Genomic DNA, 21,599 nt, shown 5'->3' on the forward strand with positions numbered 1-21,599 from the left:
TTTTTTTGACAGTGTCTTGAGGTGTATTTTTCAGGTTTAAAAGAAAAGAAACATTGAACAAGTAGTCAGAGTTGCCACTTTGCCATTTTTGCAGAAAAAATCAATATAAATATGGCTAATGATCTCATTTTCTTTTGTGTATACTATGATTTATTAAGATAACAATTCAAAACAGGTATGTTTTATTCATGTTAATTACGAAGAAGTTGGCGTGCTGTATCGCCTTAGCATTTTCTACATTAAGTATTAACGCTCAATCGTTCACTATAGAAGAACAACGACTAGATAAAGCCACTAAAGTAATACCCGCTATTACATCAGCGCTTTCTGATCGCGTTAATCTCTTTATTGAACAAATTAACAAAGCAAATAATTTAACTGTGTTGAGTCAATTATCCATTAGACATGGAAAGGGCATATGGACAGATGCCAAATTATATTTTAAAAATACTAATCATTATGATGATCGACCTTTATATTGGGCTCGACTTCAAATGTCTAAAGCTTTAAAACAGACTAAAGCTTTTAAAGAATCATTACCTGATCAACAAAGTAAGTTACTTTGGCAGTTCGAAATATATTCTCGTGGCCAAACTGACGTTAAATTCGATCAATACACAACTAAAAGAATTCTAGTTACAGGCTTTGACCCTTTTTTATTAGATAGAAACATAAAACAAAGTAATCCGTCGGGCGTTGCCGCTATTGTTTTAGATAATTTGGTTATTAGCGTTGAAGGTCAGAGTGCAGAAATTGAAACGTTAATTTTGCCTGTTCGATATGCAGACTTTGATCAAGGTATGGTTGAAGAATTATTAACACCGTATTTTAGAGAAAACCCTGTTGATATGATTATTACAACAGGAATGGGAAGAAGCAGCTTCGAATTAGAACGTTTTACAGGATTAAGACGAAGTGCACTTTTACCTGATAATGCAAATGTGATGACAGGAGCTAGTCGAAATAACCCTCTTGTCCCTACGTTACATGACATCCCATTAAAAGGACCTGAATTTTTAGAATTCACTTTACCTGTTGATGAGATGAAAACAGCAAGTGGTTTTTATCCAATAAAAGATAACCGAGTAGTAAGTACTAAGAACGAAATATTGAGGATAACCGCTTTAACTGAATTAATAAATGAAATATCAGTAGAAGGCACTGGCGGTGGTTATATATCAAATGAACTATCGTATAGAAGCTTATTATTACGAGATTTATATAACCCAGTTTTACCTGTTGGCCATATCCACACACCAAGTATTAAAGGATATGATGAAGGTAAGATAAAGTTAATTTTATCTCAATTAAAAGGTATGTTGACCCAAGCATCAAAAACCCTTTAATACATTTATGATTACTAACAAATATAACGCATAAAAAAACGCCCTTTAGTAATTTACAAAAGGGCGTTTTTATTTAATCCTGTCTTTAAAAAAACTTCACAATAATTATTAATTATTACATTACCGCTATTTTAAGTTTTTGACCTGGTTGTAAATATTCATTCCTTGTTAAGTTATTCCAAACCTCTAAATCTTTGATCTTCACTTTAAACTTATTCGCAATTCGCGCAAATGAATCTCCACGTTTCACACTATAAGTTATCGTATTAGATTGTGATCCTTTAAAAATCACGAGCTTTTGACCTAACTTTAATGTTGATTTAGCAGAAATGTTATTCCACTTAACAATGTTTTTAGTTGATACATTATGAGCTTTACTAATATCCCACAAAGTATCACCTGATTTAACAATATGTGTTTGCTTGGTTTGACTCGGTTTACTTGGGGCTACCTTACTAGAAGCAAGCGCTAAGTGTTCAGGCAAAACATAGCTTCCATCTTTAGGCGCGACAGGTATCAATAGATGTTTACCTGCACGTATATTAGTACCTGATATTTTATTAATGGTTTTAATTGAATCTATATCAATATGAAATTTCTGAGCTATTTTACCTAAGCTGTCACCAGACTTTATTTGATAACGCTGCCACACCATTCTATCTTTTTTAGAGAGTAACGCGATTTTTTCATTAAATTTCACGATATTTTCTTCAGGTAAAAGAAAGCTAGTTTTGTGATTAGGATCTGTTGCCCATTGGTTAAAACCAGGGTTGAGGTCTTGAAACTCTTCTAACGATAATTCAGCCAAAGAAGCAGCTACCGTTAAGTCAATTTGTGAATTAACAGGAACAGAGCCAACAACTTTTTTATTATCAATAGGGTAGAGCTCAATATCAAATTCATGAGAACGTTCGATAATATCAATAATTGCCAGTAACTTAGGCACATAATCTCTCGTTTCTTTTGGAAGCTCTAATTCCCAGTAATGAGTAGGTCTCTTTTTACGTGCATTCTTACGCATAGCACGTTGAACTCGACCTTCACCAGAGTTGTATGCAGCTAGAGCTAACATCCAATCACCATCGAAAAACTTGTTCAAGTAATTTAAGTATTGAATAGCACTTTGGGTTGAAGCAACTACATCACGTCTACCGTCATACCACCAGTTTTGCTGTAAACCAAAGTGTTTACCTGTACTTGGAATAAATTGCCACAATCCTGAAGCGTCGACACTTGAACGTGCGTAAGGGTTAAATGCACTTTCCACTAAAGGTAAAAGGGCAATTTCAATAGGAATATTGTTTTTTTCAAGTTCTTCTATAATATAAAATAGGAAAGGTTCTGAGCGTTTAAGAAGGTTATTCAATGCAGTGGGATGTTTTAAATAATTATTCCTGTGTTTTATAACACTTTCATTAATCGGAATATCTAACACTAAATTATTTTTTATACGATCCCAAACATTGGAATATTCGACTAGTTCAGCCACTTTAATAACTTCAGCTGAAGTTGTATTTGGTGTTTCTTGCTGAATACCTTGAACCAACATACGATGTATGTCTGACGGTTTAGCTGCATTTTCTGGCTTAATTTGTTGATTATCTTCTTGTTCGTCTTGCTGATATAAAGCGGTGCTTTGACACCCAGCTAAGGCGATAGATAATGCTAATGATAAAGAAATATACTTCATGAAAATTTCGATTCGTTAAAAGTGGCGCCAGTGTTACTTATTTAGAATATATATTCAATAAAGAGTCTGTAACTTACTGTAAACTCTTTTTTGCTATTACAGACTAAACTCCATTAAAACTCATTTTTCCATAATCTTAATTGAATAAATGTTTCTAAATCCGAAGCTAAGTTTTTGTCACTAAACACTTCTACACTTTGCTTTATATTATTGTCGAAACATCTTAAAAAAGGATTCACTTTCTTTTCAATACAAATAGAAGTAGGGATGCTACTTTGACCTTTCTCTCGTAACTTGCTGACATAGTTATAATAGTTAACCAGCTCTTCATTTGTTGGATCAACCGTTAACGCAAAAGCTAAATTAGCCATAGTATATTCATGGGCGCAATATACACGGGTTTTTTCAGGTAGTGCCGATAAGGAATTTAATGAATGATACAGTTCTTCACTGGTGCCATCAAAAACACGTCCACAACCGGCTGAAAATAATGTATCACCACAAAATAAGTTATCTTCCATCAAATATGCAACATGCCCTAATGTATGCCCAGGTATATCGATAACCTGACAGCTAATATTTAACGATTCGTCATGAATGACATCACCATCTTTCACTTTTATGTTACTGTATTTTTGTGCTTCTTTTGTTGGACCATAGGTTGTTACAGGCCAAGATTTTTCGTTACAGAATGCTACAAGCTTTTCTACACCGCCCACATGATCACTATGACGATGGGTAATATATATAGTAGAAAGTTGTAGGTTATTTTCTTCTATATATTGGATACATACGTCTGCATCACCAGGATCAACTAATCCAACATGTTGACTTATTTTTGAATGAATACACCAAATATAGTTATCGTTAAATGCTTTAATCGCTTTAATTACGAGAGGGTTATCAGATTGAATTGATTGCATAAGAAGTTTAAATTTACTATATAATTAGTGTGATGTAGCTATTATAAACTGTCTGTGTAGAATTCGGTATAAACCTTTTGTTTCTGGATTTTTCTTAAGGTCGTTTGTGCCTAAGATATTATTTTCACAGTAAGCTTTTGAATATTTAATAAGGCAAATATATAACGTGCCGCTTGCTACTCGAACATCTAACCCATGTTCGTTTAGAAAATCTATTAGATAGAGTTTATGCTAGCTTTGTACCTGTTTTAAATCGAATGAAATTGAAACCTAAAAGATCATAAAACCTTAGGAATATAAAGTATATGAAACCCGCTTTAGCTTTTAGAAAACAACGTCATCCTAAAAGTTGGCTACAAATACCTAACGGCGATATTATTCTTAATGAAATTAATGACGTTGTCGCTAAATGGTGTCCAAAGTTTTTTGGTTATCATCTACTTAAAATTGGTGCGTTAAGTGGAGAAGTGAATTGTGATGACTCGCCAATTAACCATCATATAACCGTTTCAGAAGACGTTGAAAATGCTTCAGTGGTTGCCGATATAGATGATTTACCTTTTTTAGAACACAGCATAGATGTTTGTGTATTGAGTAATGTATTAGAATTTACAGGGGATCCCCATCACGTTGTGAGAGAAGCCAATAGGGTGCTTATTCCTAATGGCTACTTAGTCATAACAGGTTTTAATCCTTTTAGTTTAGCTGGCCTTAATCGATTTATACCTTACAGACGCCAACATTTCCCTTGGAATGAACGTTTTTTCTCTGCTATGCGCGTTAAAGATTGGTTACACCTTATGGGCTATGAAATTCTTGCAGATGAACACTTATTACATTCATCACTCGTTGGAGAGATCGGACAAGGTAAATTGATCGACTATTGGAATAAGTTTGCTAAAGCTTTTTTACCTCAATTAGCTTCGGTTTACGTTATAGTGGCAAAAAAACGCGTTTTACCGCTAACGCCTATTAAGCCAAAATGGAAATTAAGCCCTAAGTTTTCACCTGTTAAAGTCGCAGGGATGAGCTCTAGCCACAAATCTCCGAAAAGAAATGTACTCAATACAAACACTACGGGTAGAAAATAATATTAAACAGTCAGATCCGCACGTAAGATCAAAAATTAATACCCATAGTCATTAACAACATAAAAATTAACTAAATAAGATATTTGATACCTATATTATGACATTCAAAACCATTACAAACTTAGAACTAGAAAATCACCTAACTACACTTTTAAAGCCTTCTAAAATTAGAGACTTTTGTCCTAATGGTTTACAAGTTCAAGGTGCAGAAGTCATACAAAAAATAGTGACAGGTGTTACGGCGTCTCAGGCATTAATTAATGAAGCGATACGTTTAAAAGCTGATGCACTTCTTGTTCATCACGGTTATTTTTGGAAAAATGAATCTTACTTAATTAAAGGTATGAAACATCAACGAATAAAATCATTATTAGTAAACGACATTAACTTATTCGCTTATCATTTACCTTTAGATATTCATCCTGTTTTAGGAAACAATGCACAGCTTGCTAAATTATTAGACATTAACGTGACAGGACCTTTAGAGCTAGGTAATGAATACAGTGTAGCTATACAAGGTGAGTTTTCTCAGGATAAAACAGGTGATGAATTAAAATCAATAATATCAACACGTTTAAATAGAGAATGCTTACATCTACAACCACCATCAAACAAACCAATTAAAACCATTGCTTGGTGTACAGGTGGCGGACAAAACTATATTGAATTAGCCGCAGAACAAGGCATTGACGCCTTCATTTCAGGTGAAGTATCAGAGCAAACTACACATATGGTAAATGAAATGGATATTCACTTTTTCGCTGCAGGTCATCATGCAACAGAGCGTTATGGAGCAAAGGCTTTAGGTGAACATTTACAAGCTGAATTAGGTGTTGAAGTGATATTTATAGATATCGATAATCCAGTTTAACGCTCCATTGCAAACTAGCTTGTGAACCATTGAGCAATACGCCCGAGTAACTCATATAAAGTACGTGTTGTTTTTTCCAGAGTTGACACATTAGGTAGATTTAACAGTATTTCTGAAGACTCACCTTTATACAATAAATCTGTAGGTGCTAGAAGTGGTGACAAGTTTTGCATTTTAAAGTAGCGATAAGCTCTTGGCATATGTATGGCATTGGTGACTAAAACAAAATTCTTATTCTTTAATAAAGGAGACAGTAGCTCAGCTTCTTCTTTAGTGTCTTTAGGTCGCTCTTCTATAATAATTTTATCAGCGGGAATGCCAATACTTATCGCAGCTTCTTTAACCTTTTTGGCGTTAGATACTTCATCAGTAAACGCATGACCAGATGTAATTAATATTGCTTCAGGGTGAAGCACAAAAATACGATGGGCTTCCATTAAGCGCTCTAAAGAGCAGGTCTTGAGTTGAGCAATAACAGGTAATCTATTATTGGTAGTATGGCTACAACCGAGTACAACAATATAATCGACACTTTCTTGCAACTTTTCAAACATAGGAATTTCTTCATCAATCGATTTAACTAATTGGTTAGAAACGATAGGAGTCGAACTTAATAAGAGTACAAAAAAACCAGCAACCAAGAAACGTTGCCCAAGCTTAGGCTTATATTTCAAAAGAATAATACTAATGAGTATAAGTAAAAGCGTTATATTTAATGGTGTTAATAATATACCTATTAGTTTTTTCAGAGAAAATAAAAGCATGTTTATCAGTTTATTATTAATTAATAAGAGTCTTGCCTCAGTATAACGATTCCAAATATATTATTCATTGGAATTTTTGTAAATAGCCGTCTAAAAGTCTATTGCAATTTAATTTTAACTAGTGTTTAATAAGCGCCATTGAAAATAATTTAATTGTCTACAAGTAAATATTTTATAGGTTTATCTATCTAAAATAACTTGTATATTTTATCCATTTTTAATACCAGAAGAGGTGCGATAGCCAGGTAAATAATACGAGGAAGCCAATATTCCTATGACTATTATTGAGGGGGACTATCGCCGAGAATATTGTTGTTAATGGCACATAATATTCGGTCGCTAAGGTTGAATCCTTAGGGCTGTCACCATGTTGGTGGAGAGCTTCTGGCTGAATGTTTAGTTTTAAGTTCGTCTGCACACTAATCCAATCAGTCATGCTCTTCCTTAAGTATTAATCGTTCTAAAACGAATTTAAAGGAAAGTATAATGTTAAAAATCACACACACAAATGCCGTTCAATTGCCTCAATTAATAAGAGCGAGTTTATAATGTCTACACTTAAAAATTTAACTATATCTAAATTTGGTGGAACTAGCGTTGCCGATTATGAAGCAATGGTTAGATGCGCAAAAATCATCCAAAACGATCCATCAAATAAAGTTGCTGTTGTGTCTGCTAGTTCAGGCGTAACAAATCATCTTGTTCGTTTAGGCCAACCTCAAATTAGCGAAGATGAACAAGTAGAAATTATAAATAGTATTAAAGCTATTCAATTAAATATTACTCAACATTTGAGCAAACAAGCTGAACTAAATGAAACGGTAGAGAAACTATTAGCAGAATTAACGCAGTACGCTAAAGAGCAATCTCTCAATCATAGTTTACGTACTGCCGATGCAATACTTTCGTACGGTGAACAATTTAGCTCAATTATATTTGCTGAAGTTTTACAAACTATTGGTGTTAATGGTAAAGCGTTTGATATTCGTCAAATTATGAAAACAAACAGCTTATTCGGTAAAGCGGTTGTTGATCTTGAATTACTCAAAGAAAATGCTTTAGCTATTTTAAAACCTGAACTCGAAGAACATATTATTGTTACACAAGGTTTTATTGGTCAAAATGAAGCAGGACAAACAACGACTTTAGGTCGAGGTGGCTCTGATTACAGTGCTGCACTTTTAGCTGAAGCACTAAATGCTGATGACTTAGCTATTTGGACAGACGTTGTAGGAATATTTACAACAGATCCTCGTATTACTGATAAAGCTCGTGCAATTAAAGAAATTAGTTTTGGTGAAGCGGCAGAAATGGCAACATTCGGCGCTAAAATTCTACATCCAGCAACTCTTATTCCAGCAATGCGTCAAAACATTCCAGTATTTGTTGGTAGTAGTAAAGCACCAGAGCAAGGTGGTACACGTATTCAGAAAGTTGTCGATTCTTGTCCAACCTATAGATCAATTGCGTTAAGACGTGAGCAAACTTTAGTGACGGTTAAAAGTCCTGAAATGTTACATGCGAGCGGATTTTTAGCTAAAGTTTTTGCTATTTTGGCTAAACACGAACTCAGTGTTGATCTGATCACAACCAGTGAAATTAGTGTAGCACTTACTTTCGATAATCCAGTAGGTTCAACTCAAGCCGTAATTACTAAGGCTGTTGTTCAAGATTTAGAAAACCTATGTGATGTAAAAGTGGAAGATGGTTTATCTTTAGTTGCTGTAATTGGCAATAATATGCATTCAAGCAGTGGTATTGGTAATAAAATATTAAATGCAGCTGAAGGCGTTAATATCAGAATGATGTGTCAGGGAGCAAGTGCTCATAATTTGTGCTTTTTAGTACCTGAAGCAGAAGCTAACCAAGTTGTAGAGAAATTACATAGTACACTTTTCTCGTTTTAATGGCTTAACTTACTGATTTGTTAATAAAGTATTAAATTATTGTTTAATTAACGATGAAGAATGACTATAGTATGTAGTAAATCGCTTAAACCTTTAGGCGAGTAATATATTACTAAATAGGTGAAAATATGTCAGAAAACAGCGGATTAAAAAATATTAACTCAATACTTTTTGTGTGTATGGGAAATATTTGTCGCTCACCAAGTGCGGAAGCTGTTTTTAGACATAAAGCTAAACAAGCTGGTTTATCTATTGTTATTGATTCAGCAGGAACTGTTGGTGCTCATGCTAGAGAGAAACCAGATCATCGCGCGCAAAAAGCAGGTATGGCACGCGGTTACTCTTTCGATAAAATCAAAGCACGTAAAGTAACAGAAAAAGATTTTGATAATTTTGATCTTGTTCTTGCGATGGACAGTGACAACGTAAGCGGTTTAAAGAAAGTTGCACCTCCACATCTTCATTACAAAATTCAATTGTTTTTAGACTATGCCGCTAATCATGAAGAAACTGATGTTCCTGATCCTTATTACGGCGGAGCTAAAGGTTTTCAATTTGTTATAGATTTAGTTGAAGACGCAAGCGATGGTTTATTAGCAAAACTAAAGTAGGGATCGCATCTTACTTTAATCATATCAAATATATTATTAGCGCTTAGTTAATGTAGACACCTTACGATTAGTTTTAAACTCTAAGTGATAAGGCTAAAACATAAACTAAGCGTCTACATATAAAATTATATCTAGTCATCCTATTCCTAATAACTATTTTTTATTTTTTATTTTTTAATAAATCTTAGCCATCAAAAATTTAAACGTAAATTTTATATTCTTAATTTTTTCACGTATGTACTTTTATATCTTAACTATATAAGTAATCAATGACTGTAAATAAAATTAAAAGTAAAACCCAAGTTACTTTTTACTTTTAGCTCTTACATAGTCAAAAAATCAAACATTCTTTATTTCAATTAAAAAATAAAGATACTTCTTCTTTAAAATTTAATCTTTAGCTTATCAAAAGCTGAAATCCAAAATTGAAAGATTGCACAACTCATTCAAATACTAATTTAATTTTTTTAATTTTTTAAAAAAATATAAATGATTTCTTAAACGGAAATAAAAATAAGATAATGCTGTGTAAATTAAAATATAAAGTAGGGCTGTTAGTCGAAACATATTTTACTCGTACACATCCAAGTAGATTTATTTTTATAATATAGTTAATAAGAGAAAAATATAAAATTCTCGGCCGCAAGCGACCGAGTTTCAAAACAAGTTCAGTTGATCGCTATTAATTTCTTTACCATCTAATTCGATTAACTGTTCTTGAACATATTTCCTGATAACTTCTTCTGTTGCGTTACCAATCGTTTCAACAAAAAAGCTTTGTGTCCATAATTTACCGCCCCAGAAATACTGCTTTTTAATTTCAGGATAAATTCTAAAAAACTCACGAGCAGTTATACTTTTAATTATTTGCATAACATCGCTTGGCGACTGTTTAGGGATCCCTCTAATAACCATATGAATATGGTCACTCGGAATTTCTAACTCTACGATATCAATATCGTAGTCATATCCTACTTTTTGAATAATTGCTTTCATTGTTGAACGATAAGGTTCAATGAAGACTTTGTGTCGATACTTTGGTATCCACACAAAGTGGTACATTAATCTAAAGACATGATGTGTATTTCTTTGAAGTTCCATATGAAGAATAGCATTTACTGGGGTCCCCCCAGTATACACTATCCAGCACGGGGGCAAGCCCCCGAGATTTACGCTTCGCTAGTTAAATATTCTCACCCAGTTAAATTCTGAAAAATATTTTATTTAAAAATATCCCACCGCTAAAATAAAAATTTTACCTACTCAAACACATTTTACAAATTCTACTTATCGAATGCTCTCTACAAATAAAATAAACCTATTGAGATTTTAATCTTTAGATAATTCATTTAAACAAACCGAAGCAATGAAACCTGAACGTGTTTTATGATCAGCAGACTTATTCACACGTGCATCAATTTTTTTAATGAGTAACTCGGGAAGCGTTACATTTATCTTTTGGCTCTTTCCTAAATAGGGAACAATGTCTATATCAAGAATGGCCCAAATAACATTTTCATATTTTGCCATATGATGATCAATTAACTTTGCACTAGGGATAACTTCTCCATATTCGGCCAAAATTTCTAAGTGTTCATCAACAGCTTTTTTAAGCTTAGTTAAACCTTCATCAATACTCTCAGCATCAACATTACAACCAGGTAAATCTACTACGGTAAGTGTGTAGATATTCGTTAAATCTTCTCTATTAATCATTACAGGATATTTCATTTATTTGTCCTCAATCAAACTCATACCAAGATAACTCCAGCAACTCTAAATGTAAATATAAAAATAACCCCAGCAACCCCAAGGTTAATCTTTATAACAACCCTAGTAACTCTATTTAAGTTGGCTTTTAGGGTTGTGATAACCCTGTTATTTGATGTGTGAATGCTCACTTACGATAGAGCGTATATATAGCTATTAAAATTATTTTATCTTATAGAGGGGCTAGGGGTGCATTAAGATAAGCGAGGATGTCTAAAAATTTCTGTTTAAAAAGTAATTGATATTAAGTAGTGGGGTTTAAACATATAAATAAAATCAATTAATATAATAGTTACCTTGTTTATTTGCCTTTATTAAGATAAAAAAAGCGCTGAAACATTGGATAAAAATAATAAATATGTATATTTAGATAGTGTTTAAAAACTCGCAAAATTTATGTGGGTAACTGTTAATTACAAGTACGTTTTGTTAATTTACTACTAATAATTTGAAGCATGAATTTATAGGTATTAACAAAGAACTAGTAGCAATGAGTAAAAGTAAATGTATAGACAAATACAAAATTTAGACTATATTTATAGATTCATATATTCATACATTACGTTTACTTAAAAGCTTAATAATTTAGTTGTAAATACAATACTAAGTATTTATAACATATAGATTTTAAAGAGTAAGCTATAAATTTAGGTTTACCATAACTATGCATATTAAAGAGCTAGATTTCTTATGTATTAACATTTTCAATGTGTATATTGAAGTCATGGTATTTATACAAGGGATGTATGAACATTAAATATTTTATATTTGGACTTTTGTGGATAAGTTTTTCACTACATGCTCAAGTGCAAGTAATAAACGAATCAGAACAACAAACACTGCATTATTTAGTTACGTTGAATCCAAAAGAATATGAAACACCTAAAGAAATAGTAGATATTCTTGATCCTTTAATAAAACAGAGTAAACAACTTAATTGGAACAATGTATATTTAGAGGCTTCTACTCTAAAAGCTGAAAGTTTAATTAAACTTGAACAAATTATTGATGCTGAAAGATTATTAAGTGAAATAATTCCTATCGCTAAGGAATTTAACGATCCTATTATTTTAGTTAGGCTTTCTATATGTGAATTAAATGTACTAGAAAGAAGAGGCTATACTCATGAACTTAATAATAAATATCGCTCTTTATTATCGCAAGCTGACAATATTAAAGATGATAAAACCCTAGGAAAAGTATATTTGTCAGCAGGTAGGATTAAAAGTCGTCTTACTGATTATTCAGAAGCATTAAACTCCTTAAAAAGAGCTTATGACATTGCTGAAAAATTAAATGATATTTACCTTTTAGATCAAGTAATAGGGGAGTTAGGTACAACTAACATTCGTATGAAAAACTATGAGGAAGGTATTGTTTATTATTTAAAGTCTTTAAACATAAGTAAAAAAAACAATGCTAAATATGATCAGTCCGTTATTTTATATAATCTTGGTAAGGCTTATTTACTCAATAATGACTTTCTTCTTTCACAACAGATGTATGAAAACTCAATTGAAATAAATATAGAGTTAAATGACGAAATTGGCTTAATGTGGTCTAAACGTGGTTTAGCTGATTTAGCGCTTAAACAAAAAAAGTGGGATAAAGCCATCAATTTATACCATGAAGCAATTGAGTTTTTTTCTGAGATTGACGATAAAATTTCTGAGTTTGTTTCTCTTAATGGACAAGCAGAGGCTTATATAGCGATAAAAGATGCTAATAACGCACAAATAAGTTTAGACTCAAGTAAACGTTTATTAAATACTTTTCCTACCTCTGAAAACATTCTTCGTTATCAAGAATTGCTGTATCGTTTAGAGATATTAAAAGGTAACTACAAGTCTGCTACTGAAATTATAATAAAAAACGTAGAAATAATTAAAAAGGCTCACTTACTTAAGAAAAAACAAGATGTGGAGCGACAACGTATTCATTTCGATTCCCAACTAAAAGATACAGAAAATAGGCTTTTAATGGAAAAAAATGAACTGCAAAAATTCAAAATAGAGCAACAACAGAAACTTGAATATCTTTGGTACTTAATTATTAGTGTAGGTTCCATCTCTTTGGTTATAGTGATGTTTATGTTATATAAACAAATTCAGTTACGAGATAGATTTAAAAAAATGGCACTTCGAGACCATTTAACTCGTAGCCCTAATAGACGAGCTATTTTGGAGTATGCCAATCATTGTTTAGATAACTCTATGTCAAAAGGTAACTCCTTAACTATTGGGTTGGTTGATTTAGATAACTTTAAACAATTTAATGATACTTATGGACATGACATTGGTGACAACGTACTTATTGCTTTCTCTAAAGCATGTAAAAACTCTATGCGTGATGATTACGACTATGGCAAATATGGAAGGTATGGTGGAGAAGAGTGGCTAATTGTTTTACCAAATTCATCAAAAGTAACAGCACAAGAAATATTTAATCGTATAAAAGAAAATTTTTCTCAATTACATATTGAAGGATTAGCTGAAAATCACAAAGTAACTTTTAGTGTAGGAGTTGAATCATTTGACAAAAACACCGACCAAAGTGTTGCAAGTATTATTTCTAAGGCTGATAAGAAACTTTATATAGCGAAAGATAATGGAAAAGACCAAATAGTATTTTAGCTTACTATATATATATAAAATCACTTTAAAGAAATATTTAAAGTGTTTTTTTTATTTGGTCTAGGTGGCAAAATTCAATCATTGTCTAAATTATTTGCCTTTGTTATAAACACATCTAATTGAAGTCACAATGTAACTCATTTGATGCTTAGTAAACTATGGGAAGTCCAAAGTGTAAATTAAGATTAAGTAAATTATTGAGAGTTATGATTAAGTTAGCTATATTTAAACGAAGAAAATAAGTTTGGTTCGTCGCTCCCAAAAGCTTGATCTACCAACCTTTTATTAATTGTTATGTTCCAAGGAGCTATTCCCAATGAAATTACACAAATTAACTTATAAAACTGATTCTCTTGACGAGTCAAAATCGGAAGTTTTATTTGAATCTATGCATACCAATAAACTGATAGCATTTGCTGAGCAGTTTGCTAAGGATTTGGGGTTAACTGATATGACGTGGGAGAGTCTTCAAGAATCGCGAGCTGAAGATAATAAGTTTACAAAACAATTAAAGTTATCTGAAAAAGTGTATTTAGTTATAAAGTAATCGTTGTTAAACATCATTTAAAATTATGAGGCTCAAGCTAAAAACACTATATAGACGTTAATCTGATACAAGCGATTAAACAAATAGAATCTATGCAGAATAGATGATGAATAAAACACTTGTCAAAATGCCCGTTTAATAAATATTAAACGGGCTTTTTGATAAATATGGTCGGAGTGACAAGATTCGAACTTGTGACCTCACGTCCCCCAGACGCACGCGCTACCAAGCTGCGCTACACCCCGATTGTTCAGTATTATCAATTTCAATACTTCCCACATACACTTATTATAAATACGGAGGTTAAGTGTACGAGATGAGTATATTAATGATTTATAAGATGAATGCAATCTAAATTAAACGTATGAGTTTTATCTGACTGTTATAAAAACAAAGAGGTTTGTACGTGGAGGATTTTCAGATATTTAAATCTAAGGAAACAGCTAGTTACAGTTGTTTCCTTAGACTAGTATTTACAGTTGATTTGCTTAATTAACTGGCGTTTTAATAACTTCAGTATCAAGGCTTTCGTTAAATCGTTTAATAAAGTTAACGCCATCAATCATCAATGGAAAGTCAGCATTAGCTGAAATAGGCATTTTCAATTGTCTTGAATAACTTTGGAATTCACCATTGTTATCAATAAAAACGGACTTATCTTTCTTAAACACGATAATACCTGAATCAATTGTATTAGCGATAACTCGATTTGACTTAACCGTTAGTATATCTTGCCCATTTACAATAGTTGACGCTAAACCGTCACATTTAAGCCATTGGCTAAGTAAAGTAGGTTGAATATCCATATGGCTTGTTAATCTTTTTAGCTTATTACTGGCTTGTCCTGGCATAATCAATAACGACGGTTTAATAGCTAAACTGTCTTGAATATTCTTGTTACCCATAGAGCTGACCCAAATAATATCTTTTACATCCTTCTGACGTTGAGCAAGAAGCAGGGCGTCTATATATAATTCTGCTTGCGCTGTGTTGTCAGCATCGAAGTACAATATATGTAAGCCAGCTTTTGGTTGATTCAAATTATCAGTAAAGTCACTTTCTGTTTCTTTTTCACTAAATATTAATGAAGAAACTTCAGTAACAGAAGTTGTATTCAGCCATTGTGAAAACCAAATTGACTCTGGGATAACACCATCTTCCGTTATTACTGTTAAGTTTGCTGCAATATCTTTTAGCGCCATTTCTTGGAATAAAAGAGGCTTAACATTTTGTTCAGCTATATTGTCTTTATAGATAGAAGGTAAACTATAAAGTAGGTTAAACCATGAATCACTTGGTAACGCGTTATTAATGTGTCTTGCTAAGTCAATAGTTGAAGCACTTGATTTTAAAGCAAAAGCCTCTATTTTATTTTCTGTTAATGTAGATTCAGTTAATACCATATATACAGACTGTTTAAGCGGCTCTACTACACTACATTGCTTTGATAAAACAGGATATGGGCTTATTTTATGTTTAAGAGAAAGCGCACTTTCTTTGTTTTGAGTATAGTTATTCGCATCAAACAGTTCATATTTAGTCAATAATGTTTTAGCTGTTGTTGGATACGATAAAGGTAAAACGGTATCTTGTTTTAATACATCATAATTCCATTTAGCATCAGCCCAAATATGAGTGAAATGACTAATAAAAAATGACACAACTAACACGTGAACAACATACTTAGCGTAAGGTACACGTTGTAAATCTTTTAGGTGTTTCCAAGCATAATTACTTAACGTCAACTCAATGATGAGTAAAACAAAAGCTGTTGAGGTAGTAATTAACCAGAATTTGAGGGTGTTATGAGAAATAAGATTACTGATCAGTAAAATTATTTGGTCACTCGAAGACGCGTTCAAGTGATATCCTAAACGTTTGTAAACAAATGCATCTAATAGCAGCAGTACTAAACTTGCTGTAAATACTAATGAAGCAGTTACTCGAATAAACTGCGTTCTAGGATAAATTAATATGATCGGGAATATAATTAACACAAAGCCGATAAAGGTTAAAAAACCCATATGACTAGCCCATGTTATATATAAATAGAAGTGCCCGATAAGTGTGTCTGGTGATTTCTCACCAAACACATACAAAGACGATAATAAAATTGCAATTAAAACGTTGAAAAAAGTAAACCAATGGCTCCAACTAATTAAATGTAATAGCCGTTTACTATAAGATTTAGACTCAAATGAAACCATTGGTTATATTTATTCTCTGATTTTATTGTTAAAATTAGTTCGATTGTTTATTTTGTTGTTCAACAGTTTGCTTAAGCGCTTTTGTAAAGTTGGCTACAACTGCTTCACGCTTGCTTTCTGGGACTTGTTTATTAATGACTTCAGTAATAACGTTACCTATGCACATAAGTGCTAAGTCAGGCGTTGCTTCTTCATTAATAAGGACATCAAATAAATTTTGAATGATTTTTTCTACACGTTCGTTTGAATACTTGGATACAATAGGCATTTAAATACTTAATTTTGCAAATGATTAACTGACGCTAGTTTATCAAATGCCCAAACAATATAAAACTGACCATTACCTATGAGTTTAATAATTTCTAACATTGCACTGCATTTTTTATCAAAAATTGAAGAAACGGGTGAAGTAACACTACGTTTTGGACCTGAAAACATTGAACCAGGTTTAAAAATAGAAAGTTTTGTTGATTCACTTCATAAAATTTATAACAGCAAAGGCAGTAAAGCCTATGGTAATTTTTCATCAATGCCAGCTGAAGGTGATGCTGCGCGTTTTGTTGATGTAATGGAAAGTTACTTAGGCGATGCTCAATCATTTTATACTTTTAGCACACAAGCGGCTAATTTATTAAAAAATGAAATTGAGAAATACGATCTTGCTGAAACAGGCTATTTAATTGTTTGCCATTATGAATACATGGGTGGTCGTTACTTGTTAGTTGCGATTATTCCAATTTCAGAGCATTACTCTGTAGATGGTGAATTGAATATATCAGCTGATAAACACCTTGATACTAACAAGTTACAACTTGCTGCACGTATTGATTTGTTTGATTATCAGCAAAATGTTGATGGTGATCGTTACATCTCATTCATTAAAGGACGTGCTGGACGTAAAGTATCTGACTTCTTTTTAGACTTTTTAGGTTGTGAAGAAGGTATAAACTCAAAAGAACAAACTCAAACACTTGTTCAAGCAGTAGAAGATTACGTTTCTGTAAACCAACTTGATCCACAAGAAAAGCAAGAAGCTCGTAAGGAATTACTGAGTTACTGTAAAGAACAAAAAGCGACTGACCAAGACGTATCTATCAAAGAAATTGGCAAAGTATTAAAGAATGAAGAAGAAGGTAAAGATTTTTATTCTTTCTGTCAGGAGCAAGCTTATCCAATTGAAGAAACGTTTCCGCATGACCAAGCCATCGTCAATAAAGTTACAAAATACTCAGGTTATGGCAGTGGTATCAGTGTAAGTTTTGAGCGTGGGCATTTAGGTCAAGATGTTGTTTATAACGCAGCTAACGACAGTTTAACCCTTTATAAAGTACCACCAAATTTGAAAGCACAATTATTGGCATTATTAGAAAACGAAGCCAAAAACAACAATCCATTTAACGATGAACACGAATAGACAAAGAAACGCGTTACCATTAAGTGGCTATAAAATAAAAACTAATTACTTTATAAGCTAAAGCGTTTTTTCAAAATATAGAAAATAAATTTTTTATGAGGGTTCTTAAAACTCTCATTTTAATACCAAAATTTAGGATTAATTATGAATACATTAACAATAACACGACCAGATGATTGGCATGTTCACCTTAGAGATGGAGCTGCATTAAAAAATACAGTAACAGACATCAGCCGTTATTTTGGTCGCGCAGTCGTTATGCCAAATTTAGTACCACCAGTCACTAATGCAAAGTTAGCTAATGATTATTACCAACGCATTATGGCAGTTAATCCTTCTTCAACATTTAAACCATTAATGGTTTTATATCTTACAGATCAAACAACAGCACAAGATATTGAAGACGCTAAAAACTCAGGTATTGTTTACGCTGCAAAATTATATCCAGCAGGTGCTACAACAAACTCATCTTCAGGTGTAACGAATGTAGATAACATAGCGCCAGTAATTGCTGCTATGCAAAAACACCAAATGCCTTTGCTTATACATGGCGAAGTTACCGCTGCTGAGATTGATATTTTTGATCGCGAAGCCGTATTCATTGACACCATATTAAAACCACTTGTCGCTAAATATCCTGACTTAAACATAGTGCTTGAACATATAACAACTAAGCAAGCGGTTGATTTTGTTGAGCAGGCAGGTTCAAATGTTGCAGCTACTATTACTGCGCATCATTTATTATATAACCGTAACCACATGTTAGTTGGCGGCATAAGACCTCACTTTTTCTGTTTACCTATTTTAAAACGTAACATTCATCAAAATGCGTTAATAAAAGCAGCAACAAGTGGTAGTGCTAAATTCTTCTTAGGTACAGATTCTGCTCCACATCCACAACATGCAAAAGAATCTGCGTGTGGTTGTGCTGGTTCATATACTGCGCATGCCGCAATAGAACTTTATGCTGAAGTATTTGATAAAGAAAATGCTTTAGAGCAACTAGAAGCTTTTGCTAGCTTAAACGGTCCTGCATTTTATAACCTTCCTGTTAATGAAGATAAAATCACATTAACTAAGAAAGAATGGGATGTTCCTGCAACTATGGCTTTCGGCGACGATGTTGTTGTACCTGTTAGAGCAAGTGAAACCATTAACTGGCAAGTAAGCGAATAAGGATTACTGAATGCAATTATTTGTAAACGATCTTACCGTTATAGACTTTTCTTACTGTTGTGAACAGCGCGGTATTGTAGGTGAGAGCTGGATTGTTGATGTTTTACTTGAAGGCGAGTTGAACGAAATGAGCATGGTGCTCGACTTTGGCGTAGTAAAAAAGCAAATCAAAGCCATTATAGATGAAGCAGTAGATCACAAATTACTGTTACCTATGCATAGCAGCATGATCTCGGTTGAGAAATCGACAACTCAAGAAGACAGTGAGTATGTTGATGTTGTTAGTGAACGTGGTTCGTATTTTTTACAATCACCAACTCAAGCCTTTGCTAAGTTACCAACTAACAAAATCGACATAGCTTCAGTGACTGATTTTCTGCTTAAAATAATTAAAGCTGAATTACCTGACAACGTTAGCGGTTTAACTATCGTTTTACGTGAAGAAGTTATCGATACAGATTACTACCATTATACTCATGGTTTGAAACTGCATGATGGCAACTGTCAGCGTATTGCTCATGGTCATCGTTCTAAAATACAGCTATTTAAAAATGATCAACGTGACTTCTCACTAGAAAAAATGTGGTGTGATCGCTGGGCAGATATTTATATCGCATCTGAAGGTGATCGCATTGAAAAATCAGACATTCAATTATCAAACTCAGCACAAACGCAGTTAACTGATAAGCATGAATACTTTTCATATTTTGCACCACAAGGCCGTTTTGATATTGCCGTACCTTCGAATGTTTTAGATGTTGTAGATTGTGATTCAACCGTAGAATTATTGGCAGACTTTATTTGTCGACAGCTTAAAAAATCACAACCAAATGATACGATTAAAGTTATCGCGTATGAAGGCGTACAAAAGGGAGCCATTGCTTATGATTAATCGTATTGCTGCAGCTTGTTTTTTATCAATCAGTTTATTAACAGTAAACAATGTAAGTGCTGAACCCTTATTTAGCTTGTCTAATAATGTAAAGCAGGGAGCTTTAATTGTTGGTAAAACTGAGCCTGATAGCGTTGTAAAAGTTAACGACAAAGTATTAACTGTTTCGGCAAATGGTGATTTTACGTTTGGCTTTGGTAGAGATGAAGTGAAACCCCATACTGTCACTGTTACCCATAAATCAGGGCTTGTTGAAACTAAAACTTTAACGCCAGAATTACGTGAATATAATATTCAGCGTATTAACGGTATTAAAAAAAGTATCATGAAGCCAAATCCTGTTGCTGTTACTCGATCTAGACAAGATAATGCTCAAATTAAAGAAGCCAGAAAAACGTTAAGTAGTAATACTGCTTTTGCTCAAGGTTTTATTGCGCCTATTGATGGAACTATTACCGGTGTTTACGGTAGTCAACGTGTGTTTAATGGCGAAAAGAAACGACCTCATTTTGGTTTAGATTACGCAGGTAAAACAGGCGACCCAGTAAAAGCGCCAGCAGATGGTGAAGTATTATTATGGGTACCTGATATGTTTTATTCTGGTGGCACCATGATTATTGATCACGGACATGGCGTAACATCAACGTTTTTACATTTAAGCGCATCTAAAGTTAAAACAGGTGACTTTGTTAAACAAGGTGATTTAGTTGCTAGTGTTGGTGCAAGTGGTAGAGCGACTGGACCACACTTAGATTGGCGCATTAACTGGTTTGATGTTCGTTTAGATCCAGCATTTGTGTTAAATCTAAGGCCCATTAAATAATTTATAACTACTTTATAACTACTTTATAATTATTTAGTTTTATTTGATGTCTATCACTGAGACATCAAACAACCAAAGAGATAGAAACATCCCACTTTTATCTCTTTGGTTATCTCTTTACTCGCTTATTCAGTCATTTATTTAGCTATCTCTTTAGCTAAGAATAAAGCGAACGACAATAGGACGAACTCAATTTCTGATTATCTTAATATTCCTCTAAAAACATCAAAACCACCTCATACTTTCAGTGCAGCAAGAATTCTCATCAGAAAGCTCTTATTTCATCTAAATATCCTTCAGTAATAAGATAAAAACGTGCATCTTCTCGTATTATTTTAAATATAAGTTATAGTTTTATATATATTTTATACAACAACGATATTTTATTTAAATGGCAAAATATTCCCCAATCATTCTTGATATTGAATCTTCCGGATTTGGCTCTCATAGTTACCCAATTGAAATAGGTGTAATTTTTGAAGATAAAAGTAAGTATTGCTCTTTGATCAAGCCAGAATCTAATTGGGTGCATTGGAGTGAAGAGGCTGAACAACTACATCATATAAAGCGTGACTCATTAACTATTCATGGTAAATCAGCTTACGATGTGGCAAAAAGGTTGAACAAACTGTTACATGGAAAAATAGTTTATTCAGATGGCTGGGTGGTTGATTCTACTTGGCTTATCCGATTGTTTGAGGCGGCAAAAATAGAAATGACATTTAGTCTGTCCGCCATAGAAATGATACTTAAAGAACAACAGATGAATCTCTGGGATGAAATGAAAAAGAAAGTAATTAGTGAATTAAAACTCTCACGTCACAGAGCTTCGAACGATGCTCAAATCATACAAGAAACTTTCACTCGAACTTTATGTGTGAACCAAAGCCCAAGTCACTAATATTAAGCTTTATACAGTATTAACAGTTTAAAA

General features: G+C 33.0%; 19 protein-coding genes, 1 tRNA gene and 1 riboswitch. Of the genes, 12 read left to right on the forward strand and 8 right to left on the reverse strand.

Annotated elements, in window-relative coordinates; all coding sequences use genetic code 11:
* The first annotated feature begins 188 nt into the window (after positions 1 to 188).
* Positions 189 to 1,346 (forward strand): hypothetical protein, encoded by a 1,158-nt coding sequence (locus ACPUVN_RS06540; protein WP_426370245.1) that lies wholly within the window; start codon positions 189 to 191, stop codon positions 1,344 to 1,346.
* 115 nt (positions 1,347 to 1,461) lie between these two features.
* Here the strand turns inward: ACPUVN_RS06540 and ACPUVN_RS06545 are convergent, their stop codons facing one another.
* Both ACPUVN_RS06545 and gloB read right to left on the reverse strand, forming a co-directional pair.
* Positions 1,462 to 3,036 (reverse strand): LysM peptidoglycan-binding domain-containing protein, encoded by a 1,575-nt coding sequence (locus tag ACPUVN_RS06545; RefSeq protein WP_426357331.1) that lies wholly within the window; start codon positions 3,034 to 3,036, stop codon positions 1,462 to 1,464.
* 113 nt (positions 3,037 to 3,149) lie between these two features.
* The gene (gloB, locus tag ACPUVN_RS06550; protein WP_426370246.1) at positions 3,150 to 3,959 is read right to left on the reverse strand and encodes a hydroxyacylglutathione hydrolase; all 810 of its coding nucleotides are present in this window, start codon (positions 3,957 to 3,959) and stop codon (positions 3,150 to 3,152) included.
* A gap of 305 nt (positions 3,960 to 4,264) precedes the next feature.
* Between gloB and ACPUVN_RS06555 the strand changes: the two genes are divergently transcribed.
* Together ACPUVN_RS06555 and ACPUVN_RS06560 are read left to right on the forward strand one after the other, a co-directional pair.
* Positions 4,265 to 5,050 (forward strand): class I SAM-dependent methyltransferase, encoded by a 786-nt coding sequence (locus ACPUVN_RS06555; protein WP_426370247.1) that lies wholly within the window; start codon positions 4,265 to 4,267, stop codon positions 5,048 to 5,050.
* Positions 5,051 to 5,147: 97 nt separating this feature from the next.
* The gene (locus ACPUVN_RS06560; protein ID WP_426370248.1) at positions 5,148 to 5,921 is read left to right on the forward strand and encodes a Nif3-like dinuclear metal center hexameric protein; all 774 of its coding nucleotides are present in this window, start codon (positions 5,148 to 5,150) and stop codon (positions 5,919 to 5,921) included.
* A 14-nt stretch (positions 5,922 to 5,935) separates the two neighbouring features.
* On the opposite strand, the gene ACPUVN_RS06565 is transcribed toward ACPUVN_RS06560, so the two are convergent.
* Positions 5,936 to 6,595, reverse strand: a complete 660-nt coding sequence (locus tag ACPUVN_RS06565) for an ElyC/SanA/YdcF family protein (RefSeq protein WP_426357335.1) — start codon at positions 6,593 to 6,595, stop codon at positions 5,936 to 5,938.
* 309 nt (positions 6,596 to 6,904) lie between these two features.
* Positions 6,905 to 7,077: riboswitch (Lysine riboswitch) on the forward strand.
* Positions 7,078 to 7,233: 156 nt separating this feature from the next.
* On the opposite strand from ACPUVN_RS06565, the gene lysC reads away from it, so the two are divergent.
* Together lysC and ACPUVN_RS06575 are read left to right on the forward strand one after the other, a co-directional pair.
* Positions 7,234 to 8,592, forward strand: a complete 1,359-nt coding sequence (gene lysC, locus ACPUVN_RS06570; RefSeq protein ID WP_426357336.1) for a lysine-sensitive aspartokinase 3 — start codon at positions 7,234 to 7,236, stop codon at positions 8,590 to 8,592.
* Between the two features lie 128 nt (positions 8,593 to 8,720).
* The gene (locus ACPUVN_RS06575; RefSeq protein ID WP_426357337.1) at positions 8,721 to 9,203 is read left to right on the forward strand and encodes a low molecular weight protein-tyrosine-phosphatase; all 483 of its coding nucleotides are present in this window, start codon (positions 8,721 to 8,723) and stop codon (positions 9,201 to 9,203) included.
* A 657-nt stretch (positions 9,204 to 9,860) separates the two neighbouring features.
* Here ACPUVN_RS06575 and tnpA read toward each other — a convergent pair.
* Positions 9,861 to 10,304, reverse strand: coding sequence for an IS200/IS605 family transposase (gene tnpA / locus ACPUVN_RS06580; RefSeq protein WP_426357338.1), 444 nt, complete (start codon positions 10,302 to 10,304; stop codon positions 9,861 to 9,863).
* A gap of 228 nt (positions 10,305 to 10,532) precedes the next feature.
* Entirely contained in the window at positions 10,533 to 10,934 is a 402-nt protein-coding gene (locus ACPUVN_RS06585; protein WP_426357339.1) for a type II toxin-antitoxin system HicB family antitoxin, read from the reverse strand.
* A 785-nt stretch (positions 10,935 to 11,719) separates the two neighbouring features.
* On the opposite strand from ACPUVN_RS06585, the gene ACPUVN_RS06590 reads away from it, so the two are divergent.
* Together ACPUVN_RS06590 and ACPUVN_RS06595 are read left to right on the forward strand one after the other, a co-directional pair.
* Entirely contained in the window at positions 11,720 to 13,606 is a 1,887-nt protein-coding gene (locus tag ACPUVN_RS06590; protein ID WP_426370249.1) for a tetratricopeptide repeat-containing diguanylate cyclase, read from the forward strand.
* A 316-nt stretch (positions 13,607 to 13,922) separates the two neighbouring features.
* Entirely contained in the window at positions 13,923 to 14,153 is a 231-nt protein-coding gene (locus ACPUVN_RS06595) for a hypothetical protein (RefSeq protein WP_426357341.1), read from the forward strand.
* A 168-nt stretch (positions 14,154 to 14,321) separates the two neighbouring features.
* On the opposite strand, the gene ACPUVN_RS06600 is transcribed toward ACPUVN_RS06595, so the two are convergent.
* The 3 genes from ACPUVN_RS06600 to ACPUVN_RS06610 all read right to left on the reverse strand — a co-directional run bounded on the left by ACPUVN_RS06600 (position 14,322) and on the right by ACPUVN_RS06610 (position 16,628).
* Positions 14,322 to 14,398 (reverse strand) — tRNA-Pro (locus tag ACPUVN_RS06600).
* A gap of 243 nt (positions 14,399 to 14,641) precedes the next feature.
* A complete protein-coding gene (locus ACPUVN_RS06605; protein ID WP_426357342.1) occupies positions 14,642 to 16,360 on the reverse strand; it encodes a DUF3413 domain-containing protein in 1,719 nt (572 codons plus the stop codon).
* A gap of 34 nt (positions 16,361 to 16,394) precedes the next feature.
* Positions 16,395 to 16,628 carry a DUF1414 domain-containing protein gene (locus ACPUVN_RS06610; protein ID WP_304369235.1) on the reverse strand — a complete coding sequence of 78 codons (234 nt, stop codon included), beginning with the start codon at positions 16,626 to 16,628 and terminating at the stop codon, positions 16,395 to 16,397.
* 78 nt (positions 16,629 to 16,706) lie between these two features.
* Between ACPUVN_RS06610 and yejK the strand changes: the two genes are divergently transcribed.
* The 5 genes from yejK (at position 16,707) to ACPUVN_RS06635 (ending at position 21,566) form a co-directional block, all read left to right on the forward strand.
* The gene (gene yejK / locus ACPUVN_RS06615) at positions 16,707 to 17,774 is read left to right on the forward strand and encodes a nucleoid-associated protein YejK (protein ID WP_426357343.1); all 1,068 of its coding nucleotides are present in this window, start codon (positions 16,707 to 16,709) and stop codon (positions 17,772 to 17,774) included.
* A 144-nt stretch (positions 17,775 to 17,918) separates the two neighbouring features.
* Positions 17,919 to 18,950, forward strand: coding sequence for a dihydroorotase (gene pyrC / locus ACPUVN_RS06620; protein WP_426370250.1), 1,032 nt, complete (start codon positions 17,919 to 17,921; stop codon positions 18,948 to 18,950).
* Positions 18,951 to 18,960: 10 nt separating this feature from the next.
* Positions 18,961 to 19,842, forward strand: a complete 882-nt coding sequence (locus tag ACPUVN_RS06625) for a 6-pyruvoyl trahydropterin synthase family protein (protein WP_426357345.1) — start codon at positions 18,961 to 18,963, stop codon at positions 19,840 to 19,842.
* Positions 19,835 to 20,665: a M23 family metallopeptidase gene (locus ACPUVN_RS06630; RefSeq protein ID WP_426357346.1), complete on the forward strand. Its 831-nt coding sequence runs from the start codon at positions 19,835 to 19,837 to the stop codon at positions 20,663 to 20,665. The genes ACPUVN_RS06625 and ACPUVN_RS06630 overlap by 8 nt, the downstream gene beginning before the upstream one ends.
* Before the next feature lie 391 nt (positions 20,666 to 21,056).
* The gene (locus ACPUVN_RS06635) at positions 21,057 to 21,566 is read left to right on the forward strand and encodes a hypothetical protein (protein WP_426357347.1); all 510 of its coding nucleotides are present in this window, start codon (positions 21,057 to 21,059) and stop codon (positions 21,564 to 21,566) included.
* Positions 21,567 to 21,599: the final 33 nt, after the last annotated feature.

The sequence above is a fragment of the Pseudocolwellia antarctica genome, assembly GCF_049933045.1.
In the GTDB taxonomy this organism is placed as follows: Bacteria; Pseudomonadota; Gammaproteobacteria; order Enterobacterales; family Alteromonadaceae; genus Pseudocolwellia.

Excerpts from the sequence above, each read along its gene's own strand:
- ACPUVN_RS06555 (WP_426370247.1), top strand. The coding sequence starts at position 4,265 with ATGAAACCCGCTTTAGCTTTTAGAAAACAACGTCATCCTAAAAGTTGG.
- ACPUVN_RS06625 (WP_426357345.1), top strand. The coding sequence starts at position 18,961 with ATGCAATTATTTGTAAACGATCTTACCGTTATAGACTTTTCTTACTGT.
- lysC (WP_426357336.1), top strand. The coding sequence starts at position 7,234 with ATGTCTACACTTAAAAATTTAACTATATCTAAATTTGGTGGAACTAGC.
- gloB (WP_426370246.1), bottom strand. The coding sequence starts at position 3,959 with ATGCAATCAATTCAATCTGATAACCCTCTCGTAATTAAAGCGATTAAA.
- tnpA (WP_426357338.1), bottom strand. The coding sequence starts at position 10,304 with ATGGAACTTCAAAGAAATACACATCATGTCTTTAGATTAATGTACCAC.
- ACPUVN_RS06575 (WP_426357337.1), top strand. The coding sequence starts at position 8,721 with ATGTCAGAAAACAGCGGATTAAAAAATATTAACTCAATACTTTTTGTG.
- ACPUVN_RS06560 (WP_426370248.1), top strand. The coding sequence starts at position 5,148 with ATGACATTCAAAACCATTACAAACTTAGAACTAGAAAATCACCTAACT.
- ACPUVN_RS06590 (WP_426370249.1), top strand. The coding sequence starts at position 11,720 with ATGAACATTAAATATTTTATATTTGGACTTTTGTGGATAAGTTTTTCA.
- ACPUVN_RS06595 (WP_426357341.1), top strand. The coding sequence starts at position 13,923 with ATGAAATTACACAAATTAACTTATAAAACTGATTCTCTTGACGAGTCA.
- ACPUVN_RS06540 (WP_426370245.1), top strand. The coding sequence starts at position 189 with ATGTTAATTACGAAGAAGTTGGCGTGCTGTATCGCCTTAGCATTTTCT.
- ACPUVN_RS06610 (WP_304369235.1), bottom strand. The coding sequence starts at position 16,628 with ATGCCTATTGTATCCAAGTATTCAAACGAACGTGTAGAAAAAATCATT.
- ACPUVN_RS06630 (WP_426357346.1), top strand. The coding sequence starts at position 19,835 with ATGATTAATCGTATTGCTGCAGCTTGTTTTTTATCAATCAGTTTATTA.
- yejK (WP_426357343.1), top strand. The coding sequence starts at position 16,707 with ATGAGTTTAATAATTTCTAACATTGCACTGCATTTTTTATCAAAAATT.
- pyrC (WP_426370250.1), top strand. The coding sequence starts at position 17,919 with ATGAATACATTAACAATAACACGACCAGATGATTGGCATGTTCACCTT.
- ACPUVN_RS06545 (WP_426357331.1), bottom strand. The coding sequence starts at position 3,036 with ATGAAGTATATTTCTTTATCATTAGCATTATCTATCGCCTTAGCTGGG.
- ACPUVN_RS06605 (WP_426357342.1), bottom strand. The coding sequence starts at position 16,360 with ATGGTTTCATTTGAGTCTAAATCTTATAGTAAACGGCTATTACATTTA.
- ACPUVN_RS06585 (WP_426357339.1), bottom strand. The coding sequence starts at position 10,934 with ATGAAATATCCTGTAATGATTAATAGAGAAGATTTAACGAATATCTAC.
- ACPUVN_RS06635 (WP_426357347.1), top strand. The coding sequence starts at position 21,057 with ATGGCAAAATATTCCCCAATCATTCTTGATATTGAATCTTCCGGATTT.